Genomic DNA, 13,377 nt, shown 5'->3' on the forward strand with positions numbered 1-13,377 from the left:
GCCGTTTCGATTGGTTACTCAAAAGTGTATGCAACGGATGTGCCAGATTCTAATACTATGATTTTACGAGGAAATTTTTCGGCGTCCGGTGGATGAAATTGAAAGTGCATGCAATTTGATCGCCGAATAAGATCGAAAATTATGCATCGCATAAAAAATCATCCATCGTCATCGTTGGCGACGGATACCCCGCCAGCCCGAGCGACAGTCTCAGAATATAATGCTGCATTATCAACATGATACATCTGCATTGACTTTAAACAACCGAGCGGGCATGTGTATGCAGCCACAACAAGGTAGAATCGTTTCTTGAAGCAAGTCAGGCGCAGAGAGATCATCCGGGCTGGAACGACCGTCGAGCAGATGGTCCGGGCGATTGCCGACTTGATCGTCACAGGGCAGATGCTGCCGGGCGAGAAGCTTGATGAAGTCTCACTCGCTGTTCGTTTCGAGGTGTCGCGGACCCCGGTACGGGAGGCGTTGCGCGAACTCGGAGCGATGGGGCTTGTCGGTCGGGAGCCGAACCGCAGCGCAGTCGTCACCAACGTGACCGAGGCCTATCTGCATTCGATGTTTGAGGCGATGGCGGAACTCGAAGCGATCTGCGCCAGGCTCTCGGCCGAGCGCATGACAGTTGACGAGCGGCGCACCCTGGAACTGGACCACAAGGCATCGATGAGGCTGGTGCATGCCGGCGCGGAGGAAGAATATTCCGCCCACAATACCGAATTTCACACCCGCCTCTACCGAGGCGCGCATAATGATCATATTTTCGAGACAGTGACACAGACACGTGCGCGGCTCGCACCCTTTCGGCGAGCTCAATTCCGGCTGCCCGGGCGCTTGGCAAGATCCTACGAGGAGCACGGCCGGATCGTAACTGCCATCATGCGAGCAGATGGCCCCGTTGCTGCGCAGGCGGCATATTCCCATGTGGAAATTGTCAGCGATGCCAGCGTGGTGTTTGCAACGGCCGGGGAGGCGTGAGCGCGCGACGCCTGACCAGGTGCGTCGCATTGGCGAGAGTGCAAAGGCCACGAAGCACATGATCGCCATGGCCGCTCGCGGGATCTACTCTGCGGCTTCGATAAAGCGGTGCCGTTCATGGAGGAACTTCAAAACCGCTTCGCGACATTTGAGATATGTCCGGTCGGAAGCGAGTTCGATGCGATTGCGAGGGCGGGAGATGACCACGTCGAGCACTTCGCCGATGCGAGCCGCCGGACCGTTGGTCATCATCACGATGCGGTCGGACAGCAGCACCGCTTCGTCCACATCGTGGGTGATCATCACCATCGTGTTGCCTAGGCGAGCGTGGATTTCCATCACCGCGTCCTGAAGATGGGCGCGGGTCAGTGCGTCGAGCGCGCCGAAGGGCTCGTCGAGCAGCAGGATCTTTGGCTCCATGGAAAGCGCACGCGCAATGCCGACGCGCTGTTTCATACCCCCTGATATTTCCGAGGGTCGCTTATCTTTGGCATGCGCCATCTGCACGAGATCGAGATTGGCCATGACCCATTCATGCCGCTCGCTCTTGGTCTTCGTTCTGCTGAAGACCTTGGAGACGGCGAGATTGACGTTGTCGTAGACTGTCAGCCACGGCAGGAGCGAGTGGTTCTGGAAGACGACGGCGCGTTCTGGACCTGGCTGGTTGACCTCGCGGTTTTCAAGCAGCACGGCGCCCGCAGAAACCGGCGTCAGACCGGCAATGAGATTGAGCAGGGTGGACTTGCCGCAGCCAGAATGGCCAATGATCGAGACGAACTCGCCCTCGCAAATCGTCAGGTTGATGTCTTTCAGGACCTCGGCGCGCACGCCGCCCCGATCGACTCCTATCGACATCATCGTCAGACATGGAAGCATTCTATGGCGAATGCGGTACCCCTCGGTCCCGCCTCGTCACCTGATCCTGCGGCGACCGAACCGCCTCGAGGCACTTCGTGCCTCGAGGCCGGCGAGCATCGCCAGCAAGAATCTTTTGAGATGATACTTCACGCTCATTTCATTTCGGTATCCGTTGATCTGTCACGTAGGCGCGCCAGCCCCCCAATTCGGTGATTTCGCGCGCGCCATCGATTGCATGAGCCTCGCAGAGAAAACCTGAAATCTGGGAACCGTCATCGAGCGTTACCTTGCCTATGCCGAGCGGGGCCGGGATATTCTGGACAAAAAGCCCGAAAGCTTCCGCGGTGACTTTCCAAACCTCAACTTCGAGGCCCTTGCCATCAAAGCCGGGTTCGCGGATGAGGCCCGGCTTCGGCGGGATGGTATCGGGCAGAACGAAGAGGCGGTAGTCCGGTGCAGTCCGGCAGGATTTGACGCGCCTGCCACCTGGTCGGGTCAATTCGTGGTTGAGAGGCATGCCGGTGAGATGCGCCCCGACGACGACGATCGGCACCAAGCCGTCATCGGCCTGCGGCAGGCGGCTTTGCTCGGGGATCACCGCAAGACGATCCTTTCCCATTCCCGCGTTCGAAGTCCGATGCATGGCGGTGATCGCATTTGCTTTCACCCCGTCTCTCGTCCCGAAGACCCCATCGCCGGTCCAGCGGTGCATCGGGCGAAGGAGGATGCCGGCTCGCCCATCATCGGCAAGCGCGACGACGGACCGGTCTCGGTCGTCTACCGCCGTCAGGGCGATGACAATCTGCTGGTTCGAATACGGGCCGATGACGCTCGATATTGCCTTGCGGCTGAGAGTGCATCTTCTGATGCAGGCCGTATCGCAGGCCCGCCTGCCCGGCATTATCGATCTCACGCCCGGAATCCGCTCGCTGCAGATCCATTATKACGGCACGACGCTGACCCGCAAACGCCTGCTCGGCCTGCTGGCCGATATCGAAGCGAGTCTGCCGACGGCGGAGGACGTCAAGGTGCCAAGCCGCATCGTGCATCTGCCGCTCTCCTGGAATGACCCGGATGCCGAACTTGCCATGCGCAAATATCAGGAGCTCGTGCGGCCGAATGCGCCCTGGTGCCCCTCCAATATCGAGTTCATCCGGCGCATCAACGGGCTGGCGGATGAACAGGCCGTTCGCAACGTCGTCTTCGACGCCAGCTATCTCGTGCTCGGCCTCGGCGACGTCTATCTTGGGGCACCGGTCGCCACCCCGGTCGACCCGCGCCACAGGTTGGTGACCACGAAATACAACCCGGCCCGCACCTGGACGCCGGAGAATGCCGTCGGCATCGGCGGTGCCTATATGTGCATCTATGGCATGGAAGGGCCCGGCGGATACCAGCTTTTCGGCCGCACCATCCAGGTGTGGAACACCTGGCGGCAGACACCGGTCTTTGCCGAGGGCAAGCCCTGGCTGCTAAACTTCTTCGATCAGATCCGCTTCTTTCCTGTCAGCCACCAGGAGCTGAAGGAGGCGCGCAGCGCCTTCCCGCACGGGGGCTATCCCGTCCGCATCGAAGAGACGGAATTCTCCTACCCTGCATACGAGAAAGAACTGCAGGCGAATGCCTCCTCGATTGGAATCTTCAAGGCAAGCCAGCAGGCCGCCTTCGAAGCCGAGCGCCAGCGCTGGAAGGAGGCGGGCCTCGACACCTTCGTCACTGACGAAGGTGTCGGCGAAAGCCCCGATGGCGATATTCCCGAAGGCTGTTTCGGCGTGGCTAGCGCCGTGCCCGGCAATATCTGGAAACTGCTGGTCGCGCCGGGCGCACCGGTTGCGGCGGGCGATACGCTTGCCATCATCGAATCCATGAAAATGGAAATCAACGTCACCGCACATGCGCCAGGCCGCGTCCGCGACCTGCGCGCCGGCCCCGGACGCAATGTCAAAGCGGGCGATATCATTGTTGTTCTGGAGGAATGCTGAACCATGCTGCCGACCATTCTTGATCTGACCAGCCTTCGCACAGCCTATGAGGCAGGCACAACGCCGCTGGAGGTCATCGAGACCGTCATTGTCCGTCGCGCGGCTTCGATGGATCCGGCAATCTTCATCACGCCGACGCCAGACGATACGATGCGAGCTGAGGCACGCGCCCTGATGGAGCGCGCGCCTCAGCCGAACAGCCTGCCGCTCTGGGGTATTCCTTTCGTGGTGAAGGACAATATTGATGTGGAAGGTCTGCCGACAACGGCCGCGTGCCCCGCATTTTCCTACGATCCCGAGAGAGACGCAACCGTCGTCGCGAGGCTAAGGGCTGCGGGCGCGATCGTCGTCGGCAAGGCCAATCTCGATCAGTTTGCGACCGGCCTCAACGGCACGCGTTCGCCTTACGGCGCGCCGCGCTCAGTCTTCGACAGAAACTATGTGTCGGGCGGCTCTAGCTCCGGCTCGGCTGTTGCCGTCGCCTCGGGCCTGGCGAGCTTCGCGCTCGGCACCGACACGGCAGGCTCCGGGCGCGTACCGGCTGCCTTCAACAATCTCGTCGGCATAAAGCCGACACCGGGACTGGTACCGAATGTCGGCGTCGTGCCTGCCTGCCGCAGCGTCGACGTCGTCACCGTCTTTGCTGCAACGGTCGGCGACGGCGTCGCGATCCGCAAGGCTTGAACTGGCCCATTTTCCACTGTTCGTCGCGAGCGATCACCGCCGGGCAGACGAAGCCGCCAAGCGATGGCCCGTCCGGTCCGAGAATGATCGGCATGTCGCCGGTGAAATCGATCGCGCCGATCGCATAGGCATTGTCATGCAGGTTGGACGGATGAAGGCCGGCTTCGCCGCCATCGCTGCGCGCCCATTTCGGCGCGGGGCCGATCAGGCGCACGCCGGTGCGAGCGCTGTTGAAATGCACCTCGTAGCTCGTCGAAAACAGGGCCTCGATATCGCCATCCTCAAAGAAATCCGGTGCGCCATGCGGACCGTAGACAACACCGACATCCCATTCCCGCGTCAACTCTGCCGCCTCGGTCGCCGGCTTCGGTGCATCGGCGGCCGCCTGACGGGCAAGGTGCAGCACATGACCTGTCTTCAGTGTGCCGGTGGCGTTGCCGCCGAACTGGCCGAGCCCGAAGGTAGCGCGCGAGCCGAGCACGACAGGGGCGGCAAAACCGCCCGCCACGGCGAGGTAAGCCCGCTGCCCGGGGCCATCTATGGTGCCGATCGACAGGATCTGGCCGGCGCGGATGGTAACCGCTTCGTCATGCGGCAGTTTTTCGCCATCAGTGCTCATCGCCATCCTTGCGCCGGCAAGGGCGACCACCGTATCGGTGTGAAATTTGAGGACCGGGCCCGACACCGTCAGTTCCAGTGCCGCGACTGTATCGTCGTTGCCGACGAGACGGTTGGCGTGACGGAAGGAGCGCTCGTCCATCGGCCCGCTTGGGGGCACGCCGACATGCCAGAGGCCAAGCCGTCCCGGCAGTTCCTGGATGCTCGACTGCGCGCCGGGCGCAATCACCTCGATGACATCGGGCACGAAGGAAAAATCGCGCAGCGCCGTCGTCCCCACCTTGCCGCTCGCCAGAAGCTCGGAGCTGGCGATGGCCCTGAGATAGTCGAGATTGGTCTCGATGCCCGATATTGACATGTGGGCAAGGGCCGCCTTCAGTTTTTCGATCGCCGCCGGGCGGTCCTCGGCCGACACGATCACCTTGGCGAGCATCGGATCGTAAAAGGGTGTGACCTCCGTGCCGGTCTCGATCCAGCCGTCGATGCGCGCGTCTTTAGGAAAAACGACCTCCGTCAGCAGGCCGGCACTCGGGCGGAAATCCGCATGCGGCATCTCGGCATAGACGCGAACTTCGATCGCGGCCCCTTTCGGCTGCAGAGCCTCCGCACTGGACATTACATCCTCGCCTGCGGCCTGCCGGATCATCCATTCCACTAGGTCGATGCCGAACACGGCTTCGGTGACGGGATGTTCGACCTGTAGGCGGGTATTGACCTCAAGGAAGTAAAATTCCTCCCGCAGGGGATCGTAAATGAATTCGACGGTGCCGGCGGATTCGTATGAGACCGCCTCGCCGAGGTCGACGGCTGCCTTGTACAGGCGGGCGCGGGTTGCCGCCGAAAGGCCGGGGGCAGGGGTTTCTTCCACCACCTTCTGGTTCCGCCGCTGCAGCGAGCAATCACGCTCGCCGAGCGCGATCACCTGGCCTTTTCCATCGCCGAAGATCTGCACTTCGACATGGCGTGCCTCAGCCACAAAACGCTCGATATAAACGCGCGCATCGCCGAAGCTTGCCCGCGCGGTGCGCTGCACGCTTTCGAAGGACGCCTTCAGGCTTTCGGCATCGGCGCAGAGCTGCATGCCGATGCCGCCGCCGCCAGCCGTGCTTTTCAGCATGACGGGATAGCCTATCGTTTCTGCGGCGGAGAGTGCATCATCGACGTTCGACAGCAGACTGGTGCCGGGCAATAGCGGCACACCGCTCGCCTTAGCGAGTTCGCGCGCCGTATGCTTTAGACCAAAGGCTGAGAGGTGCTCAGGCCTGGGACCGACGAAGGCGATGCCTTCTGCGGCAAGCCGCTCGCCAAAGCCAATATTTTCCGACAGAAAGCCGTAGCCGGGATGCACCGCCTCGGCCCCTGTTGCCTTGCAGGCGGCAATGACCGCATCGACATTGAGATAGCTTTCGCTGGCCGGCGCCGGCCCGAGACGGATGGCCTCATCCGCCATCATCGCGGGCTTGGTGAAGCGGTCGGCATCGGAATAGACGGCGACGGAGGCAATGCCCATCCGTCGCAGCGTCTTGATGACCCGGATGGCGATTTMGCCCCGGTTGGCGATCAGGACTTTCTTGAACATGCTCAGTCCTCGCCATTCCAGATCAGCACCCGGATCGGCGTCGGATCGAAGCCGTTGCAGGGATTGTTGATCTGCGGGCAGTTGGAGATGACGCAGAGCACGTCCATTTCAGCGACGAGTTCGACATAGTCCCCAGGCGCGGAAATGCCGTCGACGATCGTCATTTCGCCATTCGGCTTAATGGGCACGTTCATGAAGAAGTTGATGTTGGGCACGATATCGCGCTTGCCCAAGCCGTGTTTGCTGACCTCAAGGACGAAGTTATCGCGGCAGGCATGCAGGTATTTCGTTCCATGGCCGAAACGCACCGTATTGCTTTCGCAAGAGCAGGCGCCGGCGGACGTGTCGTGGCGACCGCAACTGTCGGCCGTCATGGTCAGCATGACATTGCCTTCATTCGACATGATCTTCGTGCCGATGCCGATATAGGCAGCACCCTGCATGCGCATCGTATCCTGGTTGGAATAGCGCTCGGAGAAATCATCGGCACGATAGAAAAGCGTGTCGATCGCCTGTTGGCCGTAGCTGTCCTCGATGCGGATCGTCTGGCCCTTGTGTACGATGCCGGACCAAGGGGCCTCGGCCGAGATGACATGATCCTCGACGGCGGTTTGCGGGCTGCGGGCAGGCGAGGTCTGAATGAAATCGGTCATCGTCGTCTCCTCAGGCCTGCATAAGGGCGTTGTTTTCGAAGCCACGCACGGCTTCGGTCGTTGCCGTGCGGCAAAGATCATCCGCAGCCGGAGCCGCCGCCTTGTAGCGGGTGATGACAACAGGCTTCGGTTGGTAGGCCGGATCCGGATCGAGCGGATGCGGGCAATTGGAAAAGCCGACCAGCATGTCCATTTCGGCACGCAACTCGACGTAATCGCCGCTGTTGGAGCGTTTGCCCTGCCAGCCAAAGCCGCCGGCCTCGGCAATGCGCACTGGCGCGAAGAGATTGAGGATGCCTGGAATATCGCGACGGTCGAGGCCGAGCTTGACCGCGACGAGGACGAGGTTGTCGCGGGTGTTTCGGGTCTTCTGGCCGGCATATTTCGCTGCGTTCGAGGCAGCCGTCGAGCCGCCCATCAGGCAGTCATGGGCGCCGGAACTATCCTCGATCATCGAGAACATGACGCGGCCCATATCGGAGAAGATCACCCGCCCCTTGCCGAGCGCCGTCGTCCACTGAACCTTGGCGGTATCGACGAGATTGATCCGCTCGCTCGTATCCTCAGCATTCCAGGCGACGAGCGCTACCGTGGAATTGCCCTCGGCCTGATCGACGCGGATCGCCTCGCCACGCAAAAGCTTCGTCGACCAGTACCAACCACCGGGGATGGTCTCCTGGTGGATGACGGTGTTCGCATCGATGGTCGGCGCCGGCAGCAGGCTTGGGCCAGGCAGGGCCTTGGGCGCGAATTCCAGACCCTTTTTCTGGTGCTCCTCGTAGCGTGCGCGATTGGCGGCGATTTCTTCGGACGAGCGTCTTATATGCATCATAGCATCTCTCCTGACGGTGCCAGGTCGTCCCGGCTGTGCCCCAGGGAAGAGACCGGGCCGTCCCGGTCGGGGCTGAAGATCGTTGACTGGCCGGCAAGGCGCGGCGGCCAGATGGAAATGTCCTTGGTAATGGTGGCGCCGTAGCGTTCCTTCTCTTCCGGCCGGTCTCGACGGCGTTCGAAAGCGACGACGCGGCTGGCGAGTGTGAAGGCCTCGCGCATGTCATGGGTAACCATGACGACCGTCATCTGCGTTTCGTGCCAGAGCCGCTTCATCAGCGTGTGGATTTCGGCACGGATGCCGGGATCGAGCGCGCCGAAGGGTTCGTCGAGCAGCAGCACTTTCGGCTTCATGATGAGTGCTTGGGCGAGCGCAAGGCGCTGCTGCATGCCGCCGGAAAGCTGGGCCGGATATTTGCTCTCCGAACCGGCGATTCCGACTTCCGCAATCAGCTGGCGTGCTTCCGCGATGGCGTCGCGGCGTGCCGGGCCGAAGAGTTTGGCCCTGTAGCGCGCGGCGGTCAGTTCCTTGCCGAGCAGCACATTGCCGAGCACCGTCAGATGCGGAAAGACGGAATAGCGCTGGAAGACGACGCCGCGATCCGGTCCCGGCTCCGGCGGCAGGGGCTCGCCGTCGAGCAGGATCTTGCCCCTCGTCGGCTGTTCCTGGCCAAGCAGCATGCGCAGGAATGTGCTCTTGCCGCAGCCGGAAGGCCCGACAAGGGCGACGAAGGCGCGCGAGGCGACGGTCAGTGACACATCCTCGAGCACAATCTGGTCGCCGTATTCCTTCCAGACCCTTTCGATCTTCAGCTCGCTCATGCCTGCTTCTCCAGTTCCGACCAAGGGAAGACGGCGATGCGCAGACGGTCGAGCAAAGTGTTCATCACCACGGCAAGCAGGGTGATCCAGACGACATAGGGAAAGATGATGTCCATCGAGAGATAGCGGCGGACGAGGAAGATGCGGTAGCCGAGGCCTGAATCCGACGAGATTGCCTCGGCCGCAATCAAGAACAGCCAGGCCGGGCCGAGCTGCAGCCTCAGACAGGTGATCAGCCGCGGCAGGATCTGCGGTAGCACGACACGCAGGCCGATCTGCCAGGAGGAGCCGCCGAGCGTCTCGGCCTTGACGATCTGCTCACGCGGCAATTCCAGCGCCTTCAGCGCCAGGTCACGGATCATCGTCGGCGCAACACCGATGACGATGAGGGCGATCTTCGATGTTTCGCCGAGACCCATGAGGATGAAGAGAATCGGCAGAAGCGCCAACGGCGGAACCATGGAGATCACGGCGACAAAGGGGGAAAGCAGCGCCCTCAGATAGGGCAGCATGCCGATCAGCATGCCCACAATCAGCGCAATTGCCGTCGAGATACCGAGGCCGGACAGTAGGCGGATCAGGCTCGCGACCGTATCCGACCAGAGCAGAAATTCGCCGGTACGCTGGTCGGCGACGAAGGCCAGACGGTTGATCGCATCGCCAAAGCCGGCAAGGCTCGGCAGAAGCTTGTCATTGGCATTTTCCGCCAGTCGCGCGGCCGAGCCGAAGGCATAGGCAAGGGCGAGCAGCACGAAGGGCAGCAGCATCAAGGCGAACTGCGCGCCTCGGCTCGGCCTCGTGTTGATCCAACGCATGGGAATGCTCCGCTGATGAAGGGGAGAGGCGCGGGCAAGCCGCGCCTCCATTACGGTCAGAGCGAACCGTCGGCGGCTGCCTTCATGTAGGTTTCGGTGAAGCGCAGCTTCACGTTGCCGGCGTCGCCCAGTACCTTGCCATCAGGCATTTCGATGCCGATGACGTCGGCAGACGGCGCACCATTGCCGAGCAGGCCCTTTTCGAAGAGGAAGTTGCGCACCAGATCCATGGTCTTCGGCAGATTGGGTGAGGCGACGAAAGCAACGGCATCAGCCGGCTTGTCAAAGAGCTTGGTAGCTGCGAGCTGGGCTTCGAAGCCGGCGAGATCGGTGCCCGAAGCCGAGCCCATGGCCTCGCGGGCTGCCTTGCCTTCGGCGGTGTCTGCCCGCAGCAGGGCAGCGGTCTCATACCAGATGCCGGCGAGCGCCTTGCCGAAGTTCGGATTGTCTTTCAGCACGCCGCTATTGGCGACCATCAGGTCGATAATTTCGCCTGGCACCTGCGAGCTGTCGAAAACCTTCTTCGCCGAGGGATCCTCGATGATGGTGGAGACCAGCGGGTTCCAGGTGACGACGGCGGTGACATCGGGCGTCTTGTAGGCGGCAACCATGTCGGCATCAGATGTGTTGACGACCTTCACGTCCCGCTCCGTCAGCTTGATGCTTTCGAGCGCGCGGGCGAGCAGATAGTGCGAGACGGAGAATTCGACGAGATTGACGTTCTGGCCCTTGATATCGGCAAGGCTCGCCTTGTCCTTCAGGATAACGGCGTCATTGCCGTTCGAGAAGTCGCCGACGATCACGGCGGTCGTATCGACGCCGCCGGCGGCCGGGATCGACAGCCCGTCCATATTGGTCAGCGTCACGGCGTCGAAGGCGCCGGCCGTGTATTGGTTCATCGACTCCACATAGTCGTTGAACTGCGTGACATCGATCTTGAGGTCGTATTTGTCAGCCCATTTCTTGACGATGCCGTGATCGGCTGCATAACCCCAAGGCATCCAGCCCACATAGATGGACCAGGCCACCTTGAATTCGGTCTTCTGTTCCGCCTCTGCGACGGAAGCCAGCCCAAGCATCAGCGATACCGCCAGCACTGGGATGGAAACAATCTTTGAAAAAGTCTGCATTGAAATTCCCCTTCTGCTTTTCTTCAAAAGGGATCGGCAATGACCATCGTGCCACCAATCCCTTGGCTTACGAGGTCTCCCGGGCTTTTGTCCCGCCGTGCACCCAACGGGATTTCTCCCCCGCCGGTGGTGGCTCTCGGACCAGCCGCGCTCTATAAAGCGCCGGARCCCTAGCCACCAACTCAACTCATCTCACGCAAGAGGCGTGCCAGCTTATAACTATTTGATTTTTCTTGGCTCAGCCGCTTTGGCACTTTGATATTGTGCACACTTGCAGCATTTTGCTCAATATTTGAGCGCCGATGGAGGTAGACCTTGCAGGCGATCACGTTAAGGTCGTAGTTGCGCCGACACACTGGCTATTGCGCATCCTGTGTGCAAATGGCGGCAACAGGTTCAAGGTCGGACATTAATCACCCGTCATTGTATGACGCCCGCCTTGCGGAGCCCCTCCGTGACGAGCTCGAAATCGGCGGGATTCTTGAAGGGCAAGACTTTGCGACGGTATTCCAAGGAGTAGCCGGGATTGACGCGCAGCACCTCTTGCCACCTCGCGCGAGCCTCTTCGAAATGGCCGAGGTGTCCGTAACAGGCGGCCAGCAGCGCGCGCGAGACATCGGTGACGGGGTTGCGGCTCACGCGTTGCAGCAACAGTTCGACGGCCTCTTCGTACTTTCCCAATTGGAACAAGGCCCAGGCCTGAAAGTGGAGAACGACATCCGGAAAGTACGGGTTCAAAACCCTTGCCCGATCGAAATAGGCGAGTGCCTCCTCGGATCTGCCTGAATAGAGAAGTGCCTCGCCGAGGCTGACCTGCCCTTCGGCGAAGTTCGGATTGAGGACTATCGCACGCTCGGCCTCGCTGATGGCTCCATCGTGCTGTCGCGAGTAAAGGTTGACCAGACTCAGTGCCCAGTGCGCCACGGGATCGCTATCATCCAGCGCTACCGCCAGCGTCGCAGCGTCTTCGGCTTGCTCGATAGAGCGCTGCGGCGACGCGCTCCACTGGTTCAAGTAGTCGAGCCCGTGGGTAAGGGCGAGAAAGGCGTGGGCCGAGGCGAAGTTCGGGTCCAGTTCGACGGCATGTTGCAAAAGGTCGCKGGCGTCGCTGTTCGTCTGCTTCGTCAGCCGGTGCCACAGCTCCCGGCCACGCAAGAAGCAGTCATACGCCTCGGGGTGCCGGGTCTGCCCCGGGGCCAGTTTTTTCCGATCGCCGTCTGTCAGGTTGACCGCCAGCGCGCCGACGATCTGCTGCGTGACATCGTCCTGGACCGCGAATATGTCGGTCAGGTCACGATCGAACCGCTCCGCCCATAGATGCCCGCCGGTGCTCGCGTCGATGAGTTGCGCGGTGATGCGTACCTTGTTCCCCGATTTGCGTACGCTGCCCTCAAGTACATGCCGAACGCCGAGCTTCCTGCCCACCTCCTGCACATCGACGTTCTTGCCCTTAAAAKTGAACGACGAATTGCGGGCGATGACGAAGAGCTGCGACAGCTTCGATAGTGCCGTGATGATGTCTTCCGAGATGCCGTCGGCGAAGTAGTCCTGTTCGGCGTCACCGCTCATGTTGGCGAAGGGCAGGACCGCGATCGACAGCATCGGCGACGCTTCCGTCGCCGGTTGGCTTGTCGCGGTTTCCGAGGCCGCGGCTGCCTTGGACCCGGCGCTGCCGACTTGCAACGAATAGACCCGGATCGGCTCTGTGATGTTCTTGAGCTGCGTGGTGCCGAGATCGCTGACCGAGAGGTCGAGCCTCGCCTTGACCTGACGGTAGGCATCCTCGGACAGGCAGATCGCGCCCGCCGCGGCGACGCTCTCCAATCGCGAGGCGATGTTGACGCCGTCGCCCATCAGATCGCCGTCACTTTCCTCGACGACGTCGCCCAGATGGATACCGATCCGGAAGTCTATGCGACGGTCCTGAGGCACGCCGTCATTGCGCTCCACCATACCGTTCTGCACCTCAATGGCGCAGCGCACGGCGTCCACCACGCTGCGGAACTCGACCAGCGCACCATCGCCGGTGCGCTTCACCACCCGGCCATGGTGCACAGCGATCGTGGGATCGATGAGATCACTGCGCAGCGCCCGCAACCTCGCCAGGGTGCGGTCCTCGTCGGCGCCGGCAAGCCGGCTGTACCCGACCACGTCCGCAACGAGGATTGCAGCCAGCTTTCGGTTCTCGCTCATGGAGCCTCTCCTCACGTCCACGATAGCAGGGAGAAAGAGGGCAAAAAAGAACTTTTAGCCTCTGCTCAGAGCGATCTTGGTTGAGATCGAGTTGGCCGTTCGGCTCATGTGGCGCAGCCGGCGTTGTAGCCCACGCGCAATGACCGCTCTGCCAGCCTCCCCTCGTTCCGCGGTCGTTCCGAAAGCCCACTCCGGTCAGGTCACGAAGATGTATGCTCTTTGAAG

Annotated in this window: 8 protein-coding genes, 4 pseudogenes and 1 riboswitch; of the genes and pseudogenes, 3 read left to right on the top strand and 9 right to left on the bottom strand. The window is 61.4% G+C overall.

What is annotated here, in order from left to right; genetic code table 11:
- Positions 1-309: 309 nt before the first annotated feature.
- Entirely contained in the window at positions 310-987 is a 678-nt protein-coding gene (locus AC1DNW_RS23785) for a GntR family transcriptional regulator (RefSeq protein WP_477854536.1), read from the top strand.
- An 84-nt stretch (positions 988-1,071) separates the two neighbouring features.
- On the opposite strand, the gene AC1DNW_RS23790 is transcribed toward AC1DNW_RS23785, so the two are convergent.
- Entirely contained in the window at positions 1,072-1,845 is a 774-nt protein-coding gene (locus tag AC1DNW_RS23790; protein ID WP_477854537.1) for an ABC transporter ATP-binding protein, read from the bottom strand.
- Positions 1,846-2,002: 157 nt separating this feature from the next.
- A pseudogene (locus tag AC1DNW_RS23795) lies at positions 2,003-2,476 on the bottom strand (allophanate hydrolase-related protein); the annotation flags it as partial.
- 15 nt (positions 2,477-2,491) lie between these two features.
- Here AC1DNW_RS23795 and AC1DNW_RS23800 point away from each other — a divergent pair.
- A pseudogene (locus AC1DNW_RS23800) lies at positions 2,492-3,827 on the top strand (carboxyltransferase domain-containing protein); the annotation flags it as partial.
- A 3-nt stretch (positions 3,828-3,830) separates the two neighbouring features.
- Positions 3,831-4,505, top strand: a pseudogene (locus AC1DNW_RS23805) (amidase family protein); the annotation flags it as partial.
- Here AC1DNW_RS23805 and AC1DNW_RS23810 read toward each other — a convergent pair.
- From AC1DNW_RS23810 to AC1DNW_RS23840, 7 genes and pseudogenes are all read right to left on the bottom strand, one after another.
- Positions 4,486-6,708: pseudogene (locus AC1DNW_RS23810) on the bottom strand (5-oxoprolinase/urea amidolyase family protein); the annotation flags it as partial. The pseudogenes AC1DNW_RS23805 and AC1DNW_RS23810 overlap by 20 nt on opposite strands.
- 2 nt (positions 6,709-6,710) lie before the next feature.
- The gene (locus AC1DNW_RS23815; protein ID WP_477854538.1) at positions 6,711-7,361 is read right to left on the bottom strand and encodes an urea amidolyase associated protein UAAP2; all 651 of its coding nucleotides are present in this window, start codon (positions 7,359-7,361) and stop codon (positions 6,711-6,713) included.
- 10 nt (positions 7,362-7,371) lie between these two features.
- Entirely contained in the window at positions 7,372-8,193 is an 822-nt protein-coding gene (locus AC1DNW_RS23820; RefSeq protein ID WP_477854539.1) for an urea amidolyase associated protein UAAP1, read from the bottom strand.
- Complete coding sequence (locus AC1DNW_RS23825) at positions 8,190-9,014, bottom strand: ABC transporter ATP-binding protein (RefSeq protein ID WP_477854540.1); 825 nt, start codon at positions 9,012-9,014, stop codon at positions 8,190-8,192. The genes AC1DNW_RS23820 and AC1DNW_RS23825 overlap by 4 nt, the downstream gene beginning before the upstream one ends.
- Entirely contained in the window at positions 9,011-9,829 is an 819-nt protein-coding gene (locus AC1DNW_RS23830; protein WP_477854541.1) for an ABC transporter permease, read from the bottom strand. The genes AC1DNW_RS23825 and AC1DNW_RS23830 overlap by 4 nt, the downstream gene beginning before the upstream one ends.
- A gap of 56 nt (positions 9,830-9,885) precedes the next feature.
- Positions 9,886-10,959, bottom strand: a complete 1,074-nt coding sequence (locus tag AC1DNW_RS23835; RefSeq protein ID WP_477854542.1) for a putative urea ABC transporter substrate-binding protein — start codon at positions 10,957-10,959, stop codon at positions 9,886-9,888.
- A gap of 74 nt (positions 10,960-11,033) precedes the next feature.
- Positions 11,034-11,144: riboswitch (guanidine-I (ykkC/yxkD leader) on the bottom strand.
- Positions 11,145-11,379: 235 nt separating this feature from the next.
- Positions 11,380-13,152, bottom strand: a complete 1,773-nt coding sequence (locus AC1DNW_RS23840; protein ID WP_477854543.1) for an adenylate/guanylate cyclase domain-containing protein — start codon at positions 13,150-13,152, stop codon at positions 11,380-11,382.
- Between the last annotated feature and the right edge of the window lie 225 nt (positions 13,153-13,377).

It is taken from the genome of Rhizobium sp. 05L429, assembly GCF_056397645.1.

Bases quoted from the DNA above. Each gene is read 5' to 3' on its own strand.
- AC1DNW_RS23815 (WP_477854538.1), bottom strand. From the start codon at position 7,361: ATGACCGATTTCATTCAGACCTCGCCTGCCCGCAGCCCGCAAACCGCC.
- AC1DNW_RS23825 (WP_477854540.1), bottom strand. From the start codon at position 9,014: ATGAGCGAGCTGAAGATCGAAAGGGTCTGGAAGGAATACGGCGACCAG.
- AC1DNW_RS23820 (WP_477854539.1), bottom strand. From the start codon at position 8,193: ATGATGCATATAAGACGCTCGTCCGAAGAAATCGCCGCCAATCGCGCA.
- AC1DNW_RS23835 (WP_477854542.1), bottom strand. From the start codon at position 10,959: ATGCAGACTTTTTCAAAGATTGTTTCCATCCCAGTGCTGGCGGTATCG.
- AC1DNW_RS23830 (WP_477854541.1), bottom strand. From the start codon at position 9,829: ATGCGTTGGATCAACACGAGGCCGAGCCGAGGCGCGCAGTTCGCCTTG.
- AC1DNW_RS23790 (WP_477854537.1), bottom strand. From the start codon at position 1,845: ATGATGTCGATAGGAGTCGATCGGGGCGGCGTGCGCGCCGAGGTCCTG.